Source organism: Micromonospora sp. NPDC049275, assembly GCF_043197115.1.
GTDB lineage: Bacteria > Actinomycetota > Actinomycetes > Mycobacteriales > Micromonosporaceae > Micromonospora.
Map to the genome: position 1 here is coordinate 878,937 of NZ_JBICSN010000003.1, position 17,014 is coordinate 895,950.

Sequence of the window (17,014 nt, forward strand, 5' to 3'; positions counted from 1 at the left end):
TGCATCCATTACTGTCTGTCATTCTGCGGACATAGAGCGTGGTGCCAACGGTGTGGTGGCCTAGGGTTCAGGCAACGTCACCACCAGTAATGGGAGGCCCGATGGCCGACCAGATCAACACCTTCTCCGATCTGCAGGCCCGCGCCAGCGTGATCCTCGCCCGGCTGAGCGACGCTCCCGCCCTCGCGATCGCGGCAGCCACGAATCCGCTGCTGGCCGTCGAGCACCTCGACTACCAGTTCAACCCCGACACCCGTACCGGCATCGGTGACCGCATTCGGCTCGGACCGACAGCCGCCGAGAAGCTCGCCGATCTGCGTACGACTATCGCCCGGCGGGTCGACCGTCAGGTCGACCCGGACGACGGTCCTGCCGTCCGCCGGCTCCTCACCGACCTGGGCGTGCTCCCGGGCTCCGACGGCGATGAACCGGACACCGACCCGCCGCGCTGGCAGCCCGGCGGTGCCGGCGCCGACCCACTGGAACCGCTTCGGGACCGGCACCCGGTGCTGGTTCCGCTGCTGGAGTACCGGCGGATTTCCGCCCGTCGGCCGAGGTTCGCACCCCCGCGGGCCTTCGCCGCGATTCTCAGCGGCGCGGTGACCACGCCGTTGACGGCCGTGACCGGCCGGCTCCAGTCGCCCGCGCCCGACACCCCTCCCCGCTGACCAACGGGCGGCCCGCCGCTCGGCGACCACCCCAAGCAACTTCTGACGTCTGGCCCGGCCTCCGGTCGTCCACACCCTCCGGCCTCCACCACATCGGCCCCGAAGGGGGACCAATGGCCGACACCCATGGCTTCGAGGTCGTCGTCGAGGCGACTTCGCCCGTTCTCCGCAAGGCCCTGCAGGGCGCCTGGAAGTCCGCCGAGTGCGGCGACACCAGCACCGACGAGGGACGCATTCCGCAGTACCTGCCGGTCCCGGCCGGCCTCGGGATCGGCGGGCTCACCACGGCCGGCGGCCAGGTGGAGATCCCCCGAGACCAGCTCGACGCCACTCCACGACCCGACATCGACGGTTGCGAACTCACCTTCGGTCTGGTCATCCAGGTGATCGTCGCCGACCCGCCGGTGCCCTCCGCGCAACTGCTGGACCTCACCGCCACCGCGCACGCCGGCGTGCCGATCGGGGTGCTGCCCGACTCGAAGAACGTGGGGCTGCGCTTCGACGGCCTGCCCCGCAGCGCGGTCACCGCGACCCTGACCAGCGGCGACCCTCTCGCCCCGAAGCTCGTTCAGATCCTCGGCGAGTACGTCCACTTCGCCTACGAGAACGGCGGCCCAGGGGGCGTGCTGCATCCCGGTATTCCGGCGATCCCACACGAGCAGGACGACACCGGGCTGGTACTCGGCCTCGGCGTCGGGAGTTACACCCTCGACACCCACCTGGAGATCTACGACGACCAGGCCGACCCCGCCCACCGGATCGACGTCAGTCAGCCCGACCCGACGCACGTCCTCATCAGCATGCCGATCTACCTGCGGATGTTCCACATCGTGGGCAGTGGCGCGGCGCCCTCGCTGGCCGACCCGATGGCTGTGGAGACCCGGCTCGCCATCACGGTGCCGCTGGAGACCCCGCCGGGGGCGTACACGTTGCGCTTCGACACCGCGACAGTGGTGGCGGGGCCGATCAACCCGGCGCCCGGCATCGAGGGCACCCACTTCACCACAAACAACGCCACCCTCTTCGGGTTTCTCGACAACGCGCTGCAAGCCCAGCTCAACCAGCAGGGGGCGGCGTTGGTGCACGGCTTCGGGGCGCAGAGCATCGTGGTGCCCACCGTGGCGCAGATCGAGACGGCCATCGGTGACCTGCTCTTCGACGACCTGGTCGGGCGGGGCTTCCTGGCCCTGTGGACGCCGGAGGTGGGTGGCGAGGTCTTCGAGGCCGACAATGTCGCCACCCGGGTCTTCGCCGACCTGCTGGTGATAGCGATAAACGCCGGCGAGGGCGCCGACATCGGGGCGATGACAAACGTCGTACCGGCCGGGCGGGACTTCGCCATCCTGCTCGACGGGACGATCGTGCAGGAGAACATCGACTCCGCCCGCGTCGCCAACGGCTGGGCGGACAGCGACCTGCCGCGCCGCGTCGACCAGGGCGACGACAAGGCGGACGTCCGGGAGTTGGACGTCGAACTCCGGGACGGGTCGATCCGGATGACCGGAGAGCTGACGGTCATCGACGCGATCCTCGGCAGCATCGACGTCGACGCCAGCTTCCGGGCCGACGTCGGACTGCACTGGACCCCGAGCGGCGATCTCAACCCCGACGGCGTCCAGCGAATGGACAACCACCTGATCGGCGAACCGGACGTCGACCCCGAGGAGTCGGTCCTGTTCTGGGTCATCGCCATCATCCTGGCGATCATCAGCTTCGGCGCCGGGAGCATCCTGATCGGGGTCATCATCATCGTGGTCGCCGCGGTGATCACGGCCGTGGTCAACAACATCGGCGGGTCGCGCCTTGTCGACCCGATCACCGGGGCGGTCAGCGGCATCACCGGCTGGCCGCCCGAGCTGGCCCGGATCGGGCGGGTCAGGGCCGTCTTCTTCGACCCGATCGTGATCAACGCCGACGGGCTCGTCCTCGCCGGTGACCTGGAGGTGCTCAGCTCCTGTGAGAGCACCGAGGTGCTCGCCGCCCGCAGCAGTGGACCGTACACCGGGACAGCCCAGTCGGCAGTGCTGCTGGCCGCCGGGCACACCAGCGCCGCGGCCGGCTACACCTGGCTGGCCGGCGACGGCGCGGCACCGGCCGCCACGGCGGACGTCAACCACGTCTACGCGGCCAGCGGCACCTACCTGGCGGCGCACTCGTTGACGATCAACCAGCCCGGCGGCGCCACCAGCCGCCACTTCGCGCTGGTGTACGTCGCCAACGTGGCGCCCACTGTCGACGCCGGCCCGGACCTCACCGTGGACGAGGGTGAGGTGGTCACACTCGTCGGCCGGTTCAGCGACGTCGAGTACGCCGACACCCACGAGACCACCTGGAACTTCGGCGACGCCCAACCCACCGAGCCGGGCACGGTCGTGGAGACCAACACCCCGCCGCGGGCCGAGGGCACCAGCACCGTCCAGCACGCCTGGTGTGACAACGGGGTGTACGAGGTGACCCTGCGGGTCCGGGACCAGAACGGTGGGATGGCGACGGACACCCGGACCGTGACGGTGCGCAACGTCCCACCCGTTGTCGATGCCGGCCCGGACCTGTTCACCTACCCCTGCACGGTCCTCACCCTCACCGCCGCGTTCACCGATCCCGGTTGGTGCGACACGCACACTGCCGTCTGGGATTTCGGCGACTGCACCCCGCCGCTGCCGGCCGTGGTCACCGAGACGCACGAGCCGCCGGCCGGCAGGGGAACCGCCGTGCTGTCCCACCGCTACCCGGACTGCGGCACGTTCCTGACCCGGTGCACGGTGGTCGACGACGACGGTGGGACCGGTGTCGACGAGCTGGTGGTCCGGGCCGTCGACGTGGTGAACCGGCACTTCGAGGACGGGTTCGCCCAGCGCACCACCGGACAGGTCGCCAACGGGTGGGAGCCGTACGTGCTGGCCGGCCCTGCGGCCGGGGGCACCGGGCACCATGTCGCGAGCAACTTCGTGGTGCACGGTGGTCGCCGGGCGCAGGGGCTCGTTCCTGGTCCGCAGCAGCGGGTCGGCATCCGGCAGCAGATCGGGGCCAACCCGGGCTGGGCCTACCAGCTCACCGCCTGGTACGACCTCGACCAGGCCGAACCCGCGACGGCCCGGCTCGGCGTCGACCCGACCGGCGGCACCGACCCCACCTCCGCCGCCGTCGTCTGGAGCGAGGGCACGAGCGCGCAGCGGTGGACCCCGCTGGTGGTACGCGTCGCCGCCCAGGCCGCCGCGGTGACCGTCTTCCTGGAGGCCGTGGCCGACGGCGGTGAACCCCGAAGGGGCGGCGGACGGGTGTGGTTCGACGACGTGGACCTGCTGGCCGCGCAGCCGTACTGCCCGACGGAGCTGCCGCCGCCACCACCACTGCCGCGCGACTGCCTCGACTTCGCCGACCGTCAGCCCGGCACCCAGTACCCGGCCGAGTGGACGGACCACGGGTTCCTCATCCGTTCGCTGGACGGCGGCGGCCGGGTGGTCGTCGTGGTCGGGCCGCCCACCGGCGGCGCGGCCCTCCAGCTCGGCGCCGGCGTCTACATCGCCCTGCCCCACCCGGCGGACCGGGTCGTCGCCACAGTGGTCAACCAGGGCGGCAAACCGGTCGAGCTGGCCGCGCTCGACGACGACGGCACGCAGCTCGACCGCGTCGAGGTGCCGGCGAACTCGCCACCGGGCCCGGCGGCGGTGACCCTGGCCGGTCCCGGCATCGTCGCCGTCCGAATCGTCGGCCGGTCGGCGGAGGGGCTGCTGGTCCGGCTCTGCGCCGAGTACGCCGACACCGCCGGGCCGGACGACGACTCCGCTGGCGAACACGGCGATCCCACGTCGCACCCGGTTCCCGTCGATCCCGGTGTCACCGGTTCGACCCGCCGGTCCGACCCTCCGACCCGTGGCGGCTGCTGTGGCTGAACCTGGCTCGCTCGACAACGTCCGTGCCGTGCTGGCCGCGCACCGGACCGACCTCACCCGACGGTACGCCGCAGTCGGCACCGGCATCGGCCGGCCCGATCCGTCCGGCCCGTACGTCATCAGCGTCTACGTCACCGACCCCGTGTTGGCGGCCCGCACCGGCGAGAGCGTCGACGGTGTCCCGCTGCGCTTCGTGCTCACCGGGCCGTTCGAGGCCCGCCGAACCTGATCCATCACCCCGTTGCACGGCAGGAGGCGCCATGTCCAATCCGAACGACGACAGTTACGTCAAGGCCCGGGCGTTGGCTCGGGCGGCTCGTCAAGGCCCACTGGCCGGGCTGCTCGGTGACCCGAACGTCAGCGGTCTCGCCTACGGCCGACGGGAGGTCAGCGGCCGCCGCACGGACGAGCCGGCCCTGGTGGTGTACGTGGTGCGCAAGGTGCCGACGCAGTTCCTACCCACCACCCGTTTGCTGCCGCGGCGGGTCTACTTCGGGCCCGACTTCGTCGAGGTCGACGTGGTGGAGACCGGCCCGTTCTTCGCCCAGGAGTTCACCGCCCGGGAACGTCCGGCGCCCAACGGGGTGAGCATCGCGCACGTCAACGTCACGGCCGGCACGCTTGGCGCGCTGGTCACCGACAACACCGACGGTTCGCTCTGCATCCTGAGCAACAACCACGTGCTGGCGAACTCCAACGCCGGGGTGATCGGCGACGCGATCACGCAGCCCGGCTCGTACGACGGCGGCACCGCGCCGGCCGACACCATCGCCACGCTCAAGCGATTTGTCATGATCAACCCAGCTGGCAACCGGGTGGACTGCGCGATCGGCCAGGTCTCCCAGCCCAACGACGTAGTCGACCGGGTCAAGAACGACATCTTCCCGGTGGCCAACAGCGACCATCCGGCGGTCGGTCTGCTCTTCGCCGGCTCGTGCAACCGAACCCTGATCAACCCCATCGACGAGGTGCTGCGTCAACTCGACGTGACCTTCCCCGCGGGGGCAAGCGCCATCGCCGGCGTCGACATCGGCAGCAACGTGGAGAAGGTCGGTCGGACCACCGAGTACACCACCTCCACGGTGACCGAGGTGGATGTCAGCGCGAGCATCGACTACGGCCCCGGCGTCGGCGTGGCCACCTTCGAGGGCCAGATCGCCACCGCCCACCTGTCCGAGGGCGGCGACTCCGGGTCGGTGGTCTACCTGGGCGGCGCGGGGGGCAACGAGAGTGCCTGTGGCTGCGCCTCCAGCAGTACCGCCCGCCGGGTCCTGGACCGTGACGTCGACCTCGACGTGGCGGTCGAGAAGGAGTTCCGGCAGCGCTACCTGCAGCAGACCAGTGTCGGCCGGTTCGCCGTCGACACCTACTTCGCCAACGAGGATCGGCTGGTGGCTCGGGCCCGGTCGACGAAGCTCTCCGACGCCGACCGGCGGCACCTGCAGAAGCTCTACGACACGTACGCCGAGACGGCCCGTGCGGTACTGCTCCAGCCGCAGCGCTCCGAGGCGACGCTCACGACCGAGCACCTCGACGAGGCCCGCAAGACGCTGCGCCGGTTCGCGGACCGGTTGACCGCCGAGGAGCTGTCCGCCGCCGAGGAGGTGCTGGCGCTGGCCAACGACGCTGTCGGTCGTACTCCGGTGGAGATCCTGCGGATGCTCGACGATGAGCAACTGCTGCGCAAGGCGCAGGAGTTGGTGGAGCGGGTGCCCACCCTGTGTGCACCGGGCAGTGGTCGGCGCGGCGACGGTGGCTGTGGCTGTGGCGGCGGTGCGAGCGGCGGCGACGCCCGGCAAGCGGCGGACGAGAAGCCCACCAAGTCGAAGCCGAAGCGGAAGCGGTGACGATGGGTGACCCAACCGGCCCGGACTGGCTGGCCAGCGCCCGTGCCCGGGAGGCGCTGGCCGGCCTGGACGGGCGGATGCGGGAGGCCGTCGCCGCGTCGGACCCGGCGCTCTGGGCGATGGCGACGGCGCTGCAACGCCGTGGCGGCAAGCGGATCCGTCCCGCGCTGCTGCTGGTCGCGGCCGAATTCGGCACCGTCCGTCCGGCACATCTGCTCGACGCCGCCGCGGCGTTGGAGTTGTTGCACCTCGCCTCGCTCTACCACGACGATGTGATGGACCGTGCCGTCACCCGGAGGCACGGCCCCAGCGTCAACGCCGAATGGGGCGAGCCGGCGGCCGTGGTCGCCGGGACCTTCCTGGTCGCCCGGGCGATCGCCCTGCTCGCCGCCTTCGACGACAGGTACGGCCGGGAGGCGGCGGCCGCCCTGGTCGCGCTCTGCACGGGCCAGCTCCGCGAGACGGAGAACGCGTTCTACACCAGACTCACCGAGGCCGAGCACCTGGAGATCATCGCTGGCAAGACGGCGACCCTGTTCGAGTTGCCCTGCCGGTTGGGCGCGCTGCTCGCCGGTGCGTCGCCGGCGACCGTCGAGGCGTTGGCCGGGTACGGCCACGACCTCGGGGTCGCCTTCCAGCTCACCGATGACGCGCTCGACGTGCGCGGCAGCTACGCGGCACTCGGCAAGCGGCCGCTGACGGACGTACGGGAAGGGGTCTACACCATGTCGGTGCTGCGGCTGCTGGCCCGCGACACAGCGGTGGCCGGGCGGGTGCGCGACCTCCTCGAGGTACGCGAGCCCACTCCGGCGGAGTTGACCGAGGTGGCTGAGCTGGTCGTCGCCTCGGGCGCGGTGGACGAGGTCCTCGCCGAGGCCCGGAGCAGGGCCGCGCAGGCCGCCCGGCGGCTGGATCCGCTGCCGCCCGGCCCGGCCCGGGACTCGCTGGTCCGGCTCGCCGACTATGCCGTCACCCGGGCGGGTTGACGTGGACCCGCCGGACAGGCCGAGCCCGATGATGGTTCCGGACCGGCTCGACGGCTTCGACGCGGTGGTGGTGGGCGCCGGGCCGGGCGGTGCGGCCGCGGCGTACCGGTTGGCGGTGCTGGGCCGCCGGGTTCTGCTTGTCGACAGGCGCGAGTTTCCCCGCGACAAGTGTTGCGGCGACGGCCTGACCCGCAGCGCGGTGCGTCTGCTGGCCGACATGGGAGTGCTCGACGAGCTGACGGGTGCCCAGCGGGTCGGCGGGGTGCGGATCCGGATGCGCGGGCGGGGCGCTCGCGACTTCCACTACGAGGACCCCGACGGCACCGGGTACGGCATGGTGGTGCCCCGGCTGGAGTTGGACGCGGTGCTGTGCCGGCGGGCGGTGAGCGCCGGCGCGGTGCTGTGGACCGGGGCGCGCGCCACCGGGCTGATCGGCGGCGGCGCCGGGGTCCACGGCGTGCGGATCGAGTACGAGGGACACCGGTTTGCGCTGCGCGCCCCGGCTGTGGTCGCCGCCGACGGGGCCTCCTCGCGGCTGGCTCACCAGGCCGGGTTGCGGAGTCCGGACCGGGAGTGGACCGGGTTCGCCGCCCGGGGTTACTTCACCGAGGTGACGGACCTCGACGAGTTGCTGGAGATCCACCTCCCGCTGGCCGACGTCACGGACCGACGGGTGCTGCCCTCCTACGGCTGGGTGTTTCCGGTCGGTGACGGGACGGCAAACGTCGGCGTGGGCCTCTTCGACCCGACCCACCGGGAGAACGTCCGGTTGCTGTACGAGCGTTTCGTCGCCGACCTGGCGGCGACCGACAGGCGGTTCCGGGCGGCCCGCCCGGCCGGGCCGATGACCGGTGCGCCGCTGCGGCTGGACTTCGACCCGTCCCGGTGCGGTGTGCCGGGGCTCCTGCTGGTCGGCGACGCGGCGGGTCTGGTCAGCCCGTTCACCGGCGAGGGCATCAGCTTCGCCCTGGAGTCGGGTCTGCTCGCCGCCGACCGGATCGACGCCGCCCTTCGTCACGCCGAGGTGGGACCTGTGGATCCCGCTCCGTACGCCCGGCAGTTGGCCGTCCGGCAGTCCGGCTATTTCGAGACCGGCCGGTACTCGGTGCGCCGGTACCTGCTCGCCTGGCGGGTGCTCGACGCCACCTTCGACGACGACCGCCCACTCTTCGCGCTCTGCCGAAGGCTGGCGCTCTTCCCGGACGGCGCGCGAGCCGGTGTGCTGCTGGACCCGCTGCCCGCGCCGGCCCCGGAACTCGCCCGCCACCTGCGGCGCGATCTTCTGGCGGTGGGCGAACTGCTGGCCGGATGTGTTCGGGAGGACTGGCCGATGTTCGTCCGGCTCGGCGGGGTGGACGAGGACCTGTCGACCCTCTCGCTACGTCCGTCGGTGCTGCTGCTTGTCGCCGCAGCGGTAGGTGGCCGGGAACATCCGCTGCGGCACGCCCTCGCCGCGGCGGTGGACCTGGGGCTTCTCGCCGGGTTGGCGGTGGACAGCGCCAGAGACGAGGCCGGGTCGACCGGGCCTCGGCCGACGCCGTGGGGCAACCGGTTCGCGGTGCTTGTCGCGGACTTTCTGTTGGCCCGCGCCTACGAGTTCGCCGCGCAGGGCGGTGGCCCGGTCGTCGCCGAGTTCGCCGAGGCGTTGACGGTGGCCTGTGAGGGTCGGGCTCTGGAACTGCGTGCCGGCCCGCCGTCCGGTTCCGATGCCGGTGGCGCCCTGCTGGCGGGGCGGGCCGCCGTCGCGTTCGAGTTGCCGTGTCGGCTCGGCGGTCGGCTCGGAGGCGCTCGGGTGCCGGTGGTGAACGCGTTGGCCGCGTACGGTCGGGAGGTTGGCGCGGCCCACGCCCTCGGCGAGCAGCTTCGGGACCTGACCGGGGCGTCCCGGTGGGGTGGGTCGGCGCGGCCCGGGGCGGCGGTTGCGCACGACGACCCGCGGGTGATCGGGCTGCTCGGCCTGGTCGCCGAGCATGCCCAACGTGCACGTGAGGCGCTGCGGACGGTGCCCGCCGGTCCGGCCCGCGAGCTGCTGGCTCGGCTGGCCACCCCCGAGTTGTCGGGCCGCGAGGGCCCCGGTGGGAGAGTGATGTCGGTCACGTAGTGGTGTCAGGTGGGCTCGCTCGGGGCTCCGGTGCGAGGGATCGGCGCTCCATCTGGCAGAATGGGTCGCTGGTATCCGGCGCGCGTCCGGCGCCCTCTAACCCGGGCACGTCGCTAGTCCACCGAGTAGTCTCCGGCCCAACCCCACGGGTCCGGTCGGCGCTCACCCACGCACACCGCCCATAACGGGCTGGTGAGATCGCAACAGGAGCGAAACAACTGTGGCCGTAAAGATCCGGCTCCTGCGGATGGGCAAGATCCGCAACCCGCAGTACCGCATCGTCATCGCCGACTCGCGCACCAAGCGCGACGGCCGGGCGATCGAGTTCGTCGGGGTTTACCAGCCCAAGGAAGACCCCTCGATCATCGAGGTCAAGTCGGAGCGGGTCCAGTACTGGCTGTCCGTCGGCGCTCAGCCGAGCGAGGCGGTGCAGCGGCTGCTGGAGCTGACCGGTGACTGGCAGAAGTACAAGGGCCTGCCGGCCCCGCCGCCGCTGAAGGTCGCCCCCGAGCGGGCCGACCGCAAGGCGGCGTACGAGGCTGAGGCGAAGGCCGCCGCCGGTCTCGCCCCGGAGACCCCGGCCAAGCCGGCCAAGAAGGCCGCCAAGGCTGCCGAGGCTCCGGCCGAGGCCCCGAAGGCCGAGGCCGCTCCGGCGACCGAGGCTCCGGCCGAGACCCCCGCTGCCGACGCCGGTGAGCAGGCCTGACATGCCTCTGCGTCCGGCGTTGGAGCACCTGGTCAAGGGCATCGTCGATCACCCGGATGACGTCCGGGTCCGGATGGTCGATTCCCGTCGGGGCAAGCGGCTCGAAGTCCGCGTGCACCCCGAGGACCTCGGCACGGTGATCGGGCGGTCCGGCCGGACCGCCAAGGCGCTGCGTCAGGTGATCGGCTCCATCGGCGGGCGCGGGGTACGCGTCGACATCGTCGACTCGTACTGATGCAGCTCGTCGTCGGAAGGATCGGCAAGCCGCACGGTGTCCGCGGTGAGGTCACCGTGGAAGTGCGGACCGACGAACCCGAAGCACGGTTCGCCCCCGGTGCGGTGCTGCGCACCGAACCGGGGGCGACACCCCCTCCCACCACCGACGAGCCCGGGGTGCCGTTCCGGGTTCCCGCGAAGCTGACCATCGAGGAAGCCCGCTTCCACCAGGGTCGGGTGCTTATCGCTTTCGAGGGCATCCTGGACCGCAACACCGCCGAGGCGCTGCGCGGAACCCTGCTCGTGGTGGACAGCGCCGACGTGGCGCCTCCGGAGGACCCGGAGGAGTTCCACGACCACCAGTTGGTGGGTCTGGCCGTGGTCACCCCTGCTGGCGAGCAGCTCGGCGAGGTCGCCCGGATCGACCACGCGCCCTCGTCCGACCTGCTGGTGCTGCGGCGTCCCGAGGGGCGTACCGCGTTGATCCCGTTCGTCCGGGCGATCGTCCCGGAGGTCGACCTGGCCGGTGGACGCGTGATCGTCGACCCGCCGGCCGGACTGCTCGACCTTTAGGACCACCCCGCATGCGCGTCGACGTCGTGTCGATCTTCCCGGAGTACTTCGCCCCACTGGACCTGTCGCTGATCGGCCGTGCCCGGGCCAACGACGTACTCCAGCTCGCCGTGCACGACCTGCGGTCCTGGACCCACGATGTGCACCGCACGGTCGACGACACCCCCTACGGTGGCGGCCCGGGCATGGTGATGCGCCCCGAGCCGTGGGGCGCGGCGCTGGACGCGCTCGCCCCGGCCGAGGCCCCACCGCCCCGGCTGCTCGTGCCGTCCCCGGCGGGCGTCCCGTTCACCCAGGCCATGGCGCACGAGCTGGCCGCCGAGCCGCACCTGCTCTTCGCCTGCGGCAGGTACGAGGGGATCGACCAGCGGGTGTTGGCGCACGCCGCCACCCGGATGCCTGTCACCGAGGTGTCGCTCGGCGACTACGTTCTCTTCGGCGGCGAGGTCGCGGTGCTGGTGATCCTTGAGGCGGTCACCCGACTGCTGCCCGGGGTGCTGGGCAACGCCGGCTCGCTGGACGAGGAGTCGCACGCGCACGGGCTGCTGGAGGCCCCGATCTACACGAAGCCGCCGAGCTGGCGCGGGCACGACGTCCCGGAGGTGCTCCGCTCCGGCGACCACGGCAGGATCGCGCGCTGGCGGCGCGAGGAGGGGCTGCTGCGGACCGCGGCCCAGCGCCCGGACCTGTTGGCCGCGCTGCCGCCCGAGCGGCTCGACAAACGGGACATCGCGGCGCTGGAACGGGCCGGATTTCAGCCACCACCGGGGGATGTGGCAAAGTAGGGGGGTTGCCGCATCCGTCCGCGCCCGCGGGCGGCTGCGAGGATTCCCGACCGGGGTCGGTTCGCCGACCACCACCCGGGGATCAGAATCACCCACCCGCGCACCGAGTGACGGTGCGCCGTGAGCCTTACGAGGACGCAGCGATGAACATCCTGGACGCCCTTGACGCCCAGTCGAAGCGGACCGACCTTCCCGACTTCCGTGCCGGTGACACCGTCAAGGTGCACGCGCGGGTCGTCGAGGGCAACAGGTCCCGTGTCCAGATCTTCCAGGGCGTCGTGATCCGCCGCCAGGGTGACGGTCTGCGCGAGACCTTCTCGGTCCGCAAGGTCAGCTTCGGCGTCGGCGTCGAGCGGACCTACCCGATCAACGGCCCGGGCATCGACCGGATCGAGATCGTGACCCGCGGTGACGTGCGTCGCGCCAAGCTCTACTACCTGCGCGAGCTGCGCGGCAAGAAGGCCAAGATCAAGGAGAAGCGGGAGAAGCAGCCCAGCTGACTTCCCGCTCGCCACGCCGCCTGAGCTGCGCGTATGCCGTACCGACCAGACCGCACTACCCTGGTCGTACGGGCGCAGCCAGGCGGCGACCCCGCCAACGTGGCGGGCAGCCGTCCACTACCGCCCGTGGAGCCTCGACGAGGCTCCCGGGCGGTGGTGTTTCTGTGGACCGGGGAGTGGCGTGGTGCAGACGCTTGACGAGGACGGCACCGTCGATCCGTGGCGCCGGCGGGTGCGCCGCGGCCGCCGCCAGATGCCCCTCTGGCAGGAGCTTCCACTGCTGCTGGTGGTGGCGTTCTGCCTCGCGGTGCTGATCCGCACGTTCCTGCTCCAGGCGTTCTTCATCCCGTCCGGTTCGATGGAGGACACCCTCCTGATCGGCGATCGGGTGCTGGTCAACAAGGTCGTCTACGACGTTCGGGATCCGGAGCGCGGCGAGGTGGTGGTGTTCCGGGGCACCGACCGCTGGGCGCCGCAGGTCGACGAGCAGCCGGAGCCCGGGTTCGCCGGCAAGGTGGCCCGCACCGTCGGGGATCTGGTCGGGGTGAGCCGTCCCGGCGAGAAGGACTTCATCAAGCGTGTGATCGGCGTGCCCGGTGACCGGGTGAAGTGCTGCGACTCCCAGGGCCGGGTCACCGTGAACGGCACCCCGCTCAACGAGCCGTACGTGCTGCGCGACTCCCCGCTGGATCTGCCACCGAATCCGCAGGAGTGCCGCTCCCGGCGCTTCGACGAGGTGGTCGTACCCCCGGGGCAGATCTTCGTGATGGGGGATCACCGCGAGGTCTCCCAGGACGCGCGCTGCCAGGGGCCGGTGCCGATCGACAATGTGGTCGGCCGGGCGTTCATGGTGGTCTGGCCGTCGTCGCGCTGGGCCGCGCTGTCGGTGCCGTCGACCTTCGACGACGTGGCCGCGCCGGCTACGGCAGCGTCCGGTGCGCCCCCGGTCCGGCCGTCCCCACAGGGCGGTGTGCTGCTGATACTCCCGATGGTGGCCGCGCTGAGGGGTTCCCGCGCGTTCCGGACGGTGCCGTCCGGTCCGGCAACGTAGGCTCCTTGGCGTGATTGACGAGCAGACCGACAAGCCGCGCAGCTCCTTCTGGAAGGAGCTGCCGATCCTGCTGGGTGTGGCGATCCTGGTCGCGGTGCTGGTCCGCGCCTTCGTGCTGCAGACCTTCTTCATCCCCTCCCCGTCCATGGAGAACACTCTCAAGATCGATGACCGGGTGTTGGTCAACAAGCTGGTCTACGACTTCCGCTCACCGCACCGCGGCGAGGTGATCGTGTTCAAGGCGCCCACCGAGTGGAGCGGCAACCCCGACGGTGAGGACTTCATCAAGCGGGTGATCGGCGTCGGCGGCGACCACGTGGTCTGCTGCGATCCGCAGGAACGGCTGATGATCAACGGCAAGTCGCTCGACGAGCCGTACATCTTCTCGATCGACGGCGTCCGCGACAAGCCGGCCGACCAGGAGTTCGACATCACCGTGCCGAAGGGGCGGCTGTGGGTGATGGGCGACCACCGGTCGGCCTCGGGTGACTCGCTGGAGCACTGGCAGCAGTCCAACCAGAACATCACCGAGGCCACCATCCCCGAGGGTGAGGTCGTCGGGCGGGCGTTCACCGTCTTCTGGCCCGTCAACCGGGCCACCTGGCTGACGGTGCCCGACGGGTTCGACGGCATTCCCAAGCCGTAGAACCGGCGGGGGCATGGGCGATCCACTGCGCGTCTGGCAGGCTGGTGCGGTGACCGTGAGCGCGAGGAGTGAGCTTGCGAGCCCCGCAGGCGCGAACAGTGCCGACCGTGTCTACACCCCTCGACGCGCGGCCCGGGTGCTGCTCGTCGACGGGGCCGGTCGGGTCCTGCTGTTCGCGGGCTTCGACCCGGCCCGCCCCGAGCATCGCTACTGGTTCACGCCGGGCGGCGGGCTCGACGAGGCCGAGTCCCCGGCGGCCTGCGCGGCACGGGAGCTGACCGAGGAGACCGGGCTGCGGGTCGACCCCGCCGACCTGGGCGAAAGCGTCTTCTCCGACACGACCGAGTTTCCGTTCGACGGCGGCTGGTACCGCCAGGAGCAGGACTTTTTTCTGCTCCGGGTGTCGTCGTGGCCTGTCGACACCGTCGGCTTCACCGACGTCGAGCAGCGCAGCATCGCCGGTCACCGCTGGTGGCTGCCGGCCGAGCTGGCCGCCAGCGGCGACCGGTACTACCCACCCGAGCTGCCCGACCTGCTGGCCCGGCTCCTGCCGCCGGCCGCCGAGGCCCGCTCCGAAGAGGGACCGTGCTGACCCCGCCGCGCACAGTCGTGCGCCGGGAAGCCGGCCTGTACGCGCTGGAGCGAGCGCTGCAACGGCGCGGCTTCCGGCACGTGGCCGGCGCCGACGAGGCCGGCCGGGGCGCCTGCGCCGGCCCACTGGTCGCCGCCGCGGCGGTGCTGCCGGAGGGGCGACGCGGCGAGATCGACGGGCTGGCCGACTCCAAGCTGCTCACCCCGGCCAGCCGGGAACGGGTGTACGCCGAGGTCGTGGACCGCGCCCTGGCGTACGCCGTGGTGGTCATCCCGGCCGACGAGGTCGACGCCCGGGGGCTGCACGTGTGCAACCTGGCCGCGATGCGCCGGGCGCTCGCCTCGCTCACCACCCGCCCGGAGTACGTGTTGACCGACGGCTTCGGCGTGGACGGTCTCGGTGTGCCGGGGCTCGCGGTGTGGAAGGGCGACCGGGTGGCCGCGTGTGTGGCGGCGGCAAGCGTGCTCGCCAAGGTCACCAGGGACCGGATCATGGTGGAGATGGACGGGGTGTTCCCGTCGTACGGCTTCGCCGAGCACAAGGGCTACATCACCCCGGAGCACAGCGCGGCGCTGCGGGAGCACGGACCGTGCCGGGAGCACCGCTTCTCGTACGTCAATGTCGCCGCCGTCTCCGGCCGCGACGGCCGACCGCCGCGCGCCCGACGGCCCGTCGGCCCGGCGTCGGACGAGCCGATGGAGCGCTCCTGGGCGTCAGGGGGTACCGTCGGCGTGGCGTTGGGCGAGCAGCCTCGGCCTCCGGCGCCGGTGGGGGAAGATGTGGTCATGGAAGGCGGAGTGCGATGAGCGCGGAAGATCTCGAAAAGTACGAGACCGAGATGGAGCTGCAGCTCTACCGGGAGTACCGCGACATTGTCCGCCAGTTCTCCTACGTGGTGGAGACGGAGCGCCGGTTCTACCTGGCCAACCAGGTCGACCTGCACGTGCGCAACTCCGACGGCGAGGTCTATTTCGAGGTCGAGATGCACGACGCCTGGGTGTGGGACATGTATCGTCCGGCCCGCTTCGTGAAGAACGTCCGGGTGATGACCTTCAAGGACGTCAACGTCGAGGAGCTGGAGAAGCCCGACATCTCGCTGCCCGCCGACTCCGGCTTCGGCGGCTGACGACCGCGGGCCACACCACGGTCCCCCCATCAGTGGCGCGGCCCGCCGTGCCGGTCACTCGGCCGGCACCACGACCTCGACGCGCTGCACCAGGTTGTTGGCGAAGCCACCACGGTTCCACGGCTGCTCGACCGGCTGGGTCCGCCCGGACGCGTCGGTCGCCCGCGCGCTGAGGACGTACCGGCCGGGCGTCGCCGTCCACTCGTGTCGCCACCGCCGCCAGGCGAACTCCCCGCCCGTCGCCGGGTCCAGCTCGGCCGGCGCCCAGCTCGCCCCGCCGTCGACGCTCACCTCCACCGCGACCACCGGAGCGTGCCCCGACCACGCCCGACCGTCCAGAGTGCACGGTCCCGCAGGCAGCACCCGGCGGCGCGTCATGAAGTCGGGAAAGCCAGGCGGGCGGACCAGCGCGCGCGGCTCGATCCGGGTGACAGGCACGCCCGGGTCGTCGGCGTCGCGACGCAGCCGGTACGCCACCGCGTTCTGGTATCCCTCGAACGGCTCCGTCCGGACCTCGATCGAGTGCAGCCACTTGACGTGGGCCATGCCGTACCAGCCCGGCACGATCAGCCGTAGCGGGGCGCCGTGCTGCGGCAGCAGGGGAGCGCCGTTCATCTCGTACGCCAGCAGCACCTCCTCGCGCAGCGCGTCGGCCACCGGCAGCGCCCGCTGGTAGTCCTGCTCGACGCCGCGCTCGACGCCGTGGTCGGCGCCGGTGAACACCACGTCGACCGCGTCGGCGCTCAGGCCCGCCTCGCGCAGCAGCGGAGCGAGGGGGGTGCCGGTCCACTCGGCGTTGCCGACCGCCTCGACCAGCCAGGGCTGGCTCACCGGCCGGGGGTGCAGCAAAGCCCGGCCGTTGCCGGCGCACTCAAGGGTGACCCGGTGGGTGACCCGTGGTCGCTCGCGCAGGTCGGCCAGGGTGACGGTCAGCGGCCTGTCGACCGCGCCGGCGAGCGTCAGGGCGTGCGTCGCCGGATCCACCTCCGGGATGTCGTAGTGGATCAGCAGGTAGTGCAGCCCGGCCGGGGTGACGTCGTACCGCAGCGCCTCCAGCGGAAGGCCGTGGTTGCGGGCGGCGAGTTGCAGCTCGTCGGCACTGATCGCCTCGTCGGGGTCGGCGAGCCGCGACGGGCCGCTCACGTCGGCCACCCTCGGCGTCCGGTCATCGACAGTGGTCATGGGCGGCCTCCCCGGTGCAGACGGCGGCACCCGCCGTACCCGGCCCAGCCTAGGCCCTGTGTGGCCGCCCAGTGGTGGTGAGCTGGTCCGGCGGACGGCGGGCCCGGGGGACAGCGTCCACCTAACAGATCACCGGAGCCGT

The 17,014-nt window shown here is 71.8% G+C and carries 17 protein-coding genes; 16 read left to right on the top strand and 1 reads right to left on the bottom strand.

Going from position 1 to position 17,014, the window contains the following annotated elements:
- Nucleotides 1-101 precede the first annotated feature (101 nt).
- The 16 genes from ACGFIE_RS14505 (at nt 102) to ACGFIE_RS14580 (ending at nt 15,690) form a co-directional block, all read left to right on the top strand.
- Nucleotides 102-668: a hypothetical protein gene (locus ACGFIE_RS14505; RefSeq protein WP_393294519.1), complete on the top strand. Its 567-nt coding sequence runs from the start codon at nt 102-104 to the stop codon at nt 666-668.
- Between the two features lie 113 nt (nt 669-781).
- Complete coding sequence (locus tag ACGFIE_RS14510) at nt 782-4,561, top strand: PKD domain-containing protein (protein ID WP_393294521.1); 3,780 nt, start codon at nt 782-784, stop codon at nt 4,559-4,561.
- Nucleotides 4,554-4,790 (top strand): hypothetical protein, encoded by a 237-nt coding sequence (locus ACGFIE_RS14515; RefSeq protein WP_393294523.1) that lies wholly within the window; start codon nt 4,554-4,556, stop codon nt 4,788-4,790. Before ACGFIE_RS14510 ends, ACGFIE_RS14515 begins: the two co-directional genes overlap by 8 nt.
- 31 nt (nt 4,791-4,821) lie before the next feature.
- On the top strand, nt 4,822-6,408 hold the full coding sequence (locus ACGFIE_RS14520; RefSeq protein WP_393294525.1) for a hypothetical protein: 1,587 nt from the start codon (nt 4,822-4,824) through the stop codon (nt 6,406-6,408).
- A 2-nt stretch (nt 6,409-6,410) separates the two neighbouring features.
- Entirely contained in the window at nt 6,411-7,394 is a 984-nt protein-coding gene (locus ACGFIE_RS14525; RefSeq protein ID WP_393294527.1) for a polyprenyl synthetase family protein, read from the top strand.
- Between the two features lie 28 nt (nt 7,395-7,422).
- Complete coding sequence (locus ACGFIE_RS14530; protein ID WP_393294529.1) at nt 7,423-9,495, top strand: geranylgeranyl reductase family protein; 2,073 nt, start codon at nt 7,423-7,425, stop codon at nt 9,493-9,495.
- A 220-nt stretch (nt 9,496-9,715) separates the two neighbouring features.
- The gene (gene rpsP, locus ACGFIE_RS14535) at nt 9,716-10,201 is read left to right on the top strand and encodes a 30S ribosomal protein S16 (RefSeq protein WP_344353339.1); all 486 of its coding nucleotides are present in this window, start codon (nt 9,716-9,718) and stop codon (nt 10,199-10,201) included.
- Entirely contained in the window at nt 10,176-10,436 is a 261-nt protein-coding gene (locus ACGFIE_RS14540; RefSeq protein WP_172862164.1) for an RNA-binding protein, read from the top strand. Before rpsP ends, ACGFIE_RS14540 begins: the two co-directional genes overlap by 26 nt.
- The gene (gene rimM, locus ACGFIE_RS14545) at nt 10,436-10,990 is read left to right on the top strand and encodes a ribosome maturation factor RimM (RefSeq protein ID WP_363679447.1); all 555 of its coding nucleotides are present in this window, start codon (nt 10,436-10,438) and stop codon (nt 10,988-10,990) included. The genes ACGFIE_RS14540 and rimM overlap by 1 nt, the downstream gene beginning before the upstream one ends.
- 11 nt (nt 10,991-11,001) lie before the next feature.
- Nucleotides 11,002-11,775 carry a tRNA (guanosine(37)-N1)-methyltransferase TrmD gene (gene trmD / locus ACGFIE_RS14550; RefSeq protein ID WP_393294532.1) on the top strand — a complete coding sequence of 258 codons (774 nt, stop codon included), beginning with the start codon at nt 11,002-11,004 and terminating at the stop codon, nt 11,773-11,775.
- 143 nt (nt 11,776-11,918) lie between these two features.
- On the top strand, nt 11,919-12,275 hold the full coding sequence (gene rplS, locus ACGFIE_RS14555; RefSeq protein ID WP_091245871.1) for a 50S ribosomal protein L19: 357 nt from the start codon (nt 11,919-11,921) through the stop codon (nt 12,273-12,275).
- Between the two features lie 181 nt (nt 12,276-12,456).
- Nucleotides 12,457-13,326: a signal peptidase I gene (gene lepB / locus ACGFIE_RS14560; RefSeq protein ID WP_393294534.1), complete on the top strand. Its 870-nt coding sequence runs from the start codon at nt 12,457-12,459 to the stop codon at nt 13,324-13,326.
- A 10-nt stretch (nt 13,327-13,336) separates the two neighbouring features.
- Nucleotides 13,337-13,972 (top strand): signal peptidase I, encoded by a 636-nt coding sequence (gene lepB, locus ACGFIE_RS14565; protein WP_363679451.1) that lies wholly within the window; start codon nt 13,337-13,339, stop codon nt 13,970-13,972.
- Nucleotides 13,973-14,021: 49 nt separating this feature from the next.
- A complete protein-coding gene (locus ACGFIE_RS14570; protein ID WP_393294536.1) occupies nt 14,022-14,564 on the top strand; it encodes an NUDIX hydrolase in 543 nt (180 codons plus the stop codon).
- Nucleotides 14,558-15,370, top strand: a complete 813-nt coding sequence (locus ACGFIE_RS14575; RefSeq protein WP_393294537.1) for a ribonuclease HII — start codon at nt 14,558-14,560, stop codon at nt 15,368-15,370. Before ACGFIE_RS14570 ends, ACGFIE_RS14575 begins: the two co-directional genes overlap by 7 nt.
- The gene (locus ACGFIE_RS14580; RefSeq protein ID WP_007075222.1) at nt 15,367-15,690 is read left to right on the top strand and encodes a DUF2469 domain-containing protein; all 324 of its coding nucleotides are present in this window, start codon (nt 15,367-15,369) and stop codon (nt 15,688-15,690) included. The genes ACGFIE_RS14575 and ACGFIE_RS14580 overlap by 4 nt, the downstream gene beginning before the upstream one ends.
- A 54-nt stretch (nt 15,691-15,744) precedes the next feature.
- On the opposite strand, the gene ACGFIE_RS14585 is transcribed toward ACGFIE_RS14580, so the two are convergent.
- Nucleotides 15,745-16,872, bottom strand: a complete 1,128-nt coding sequence (locus ACGFIE_RS14585; RefSeq protein ID WP_393294540.1) for a sulfite oxidase — start codon at nt 16,870-16,872, stop codon at nt 15,745-15,747.
- Nucleotides 16,873-17,014: the final 142 nt, after the last annotated feature.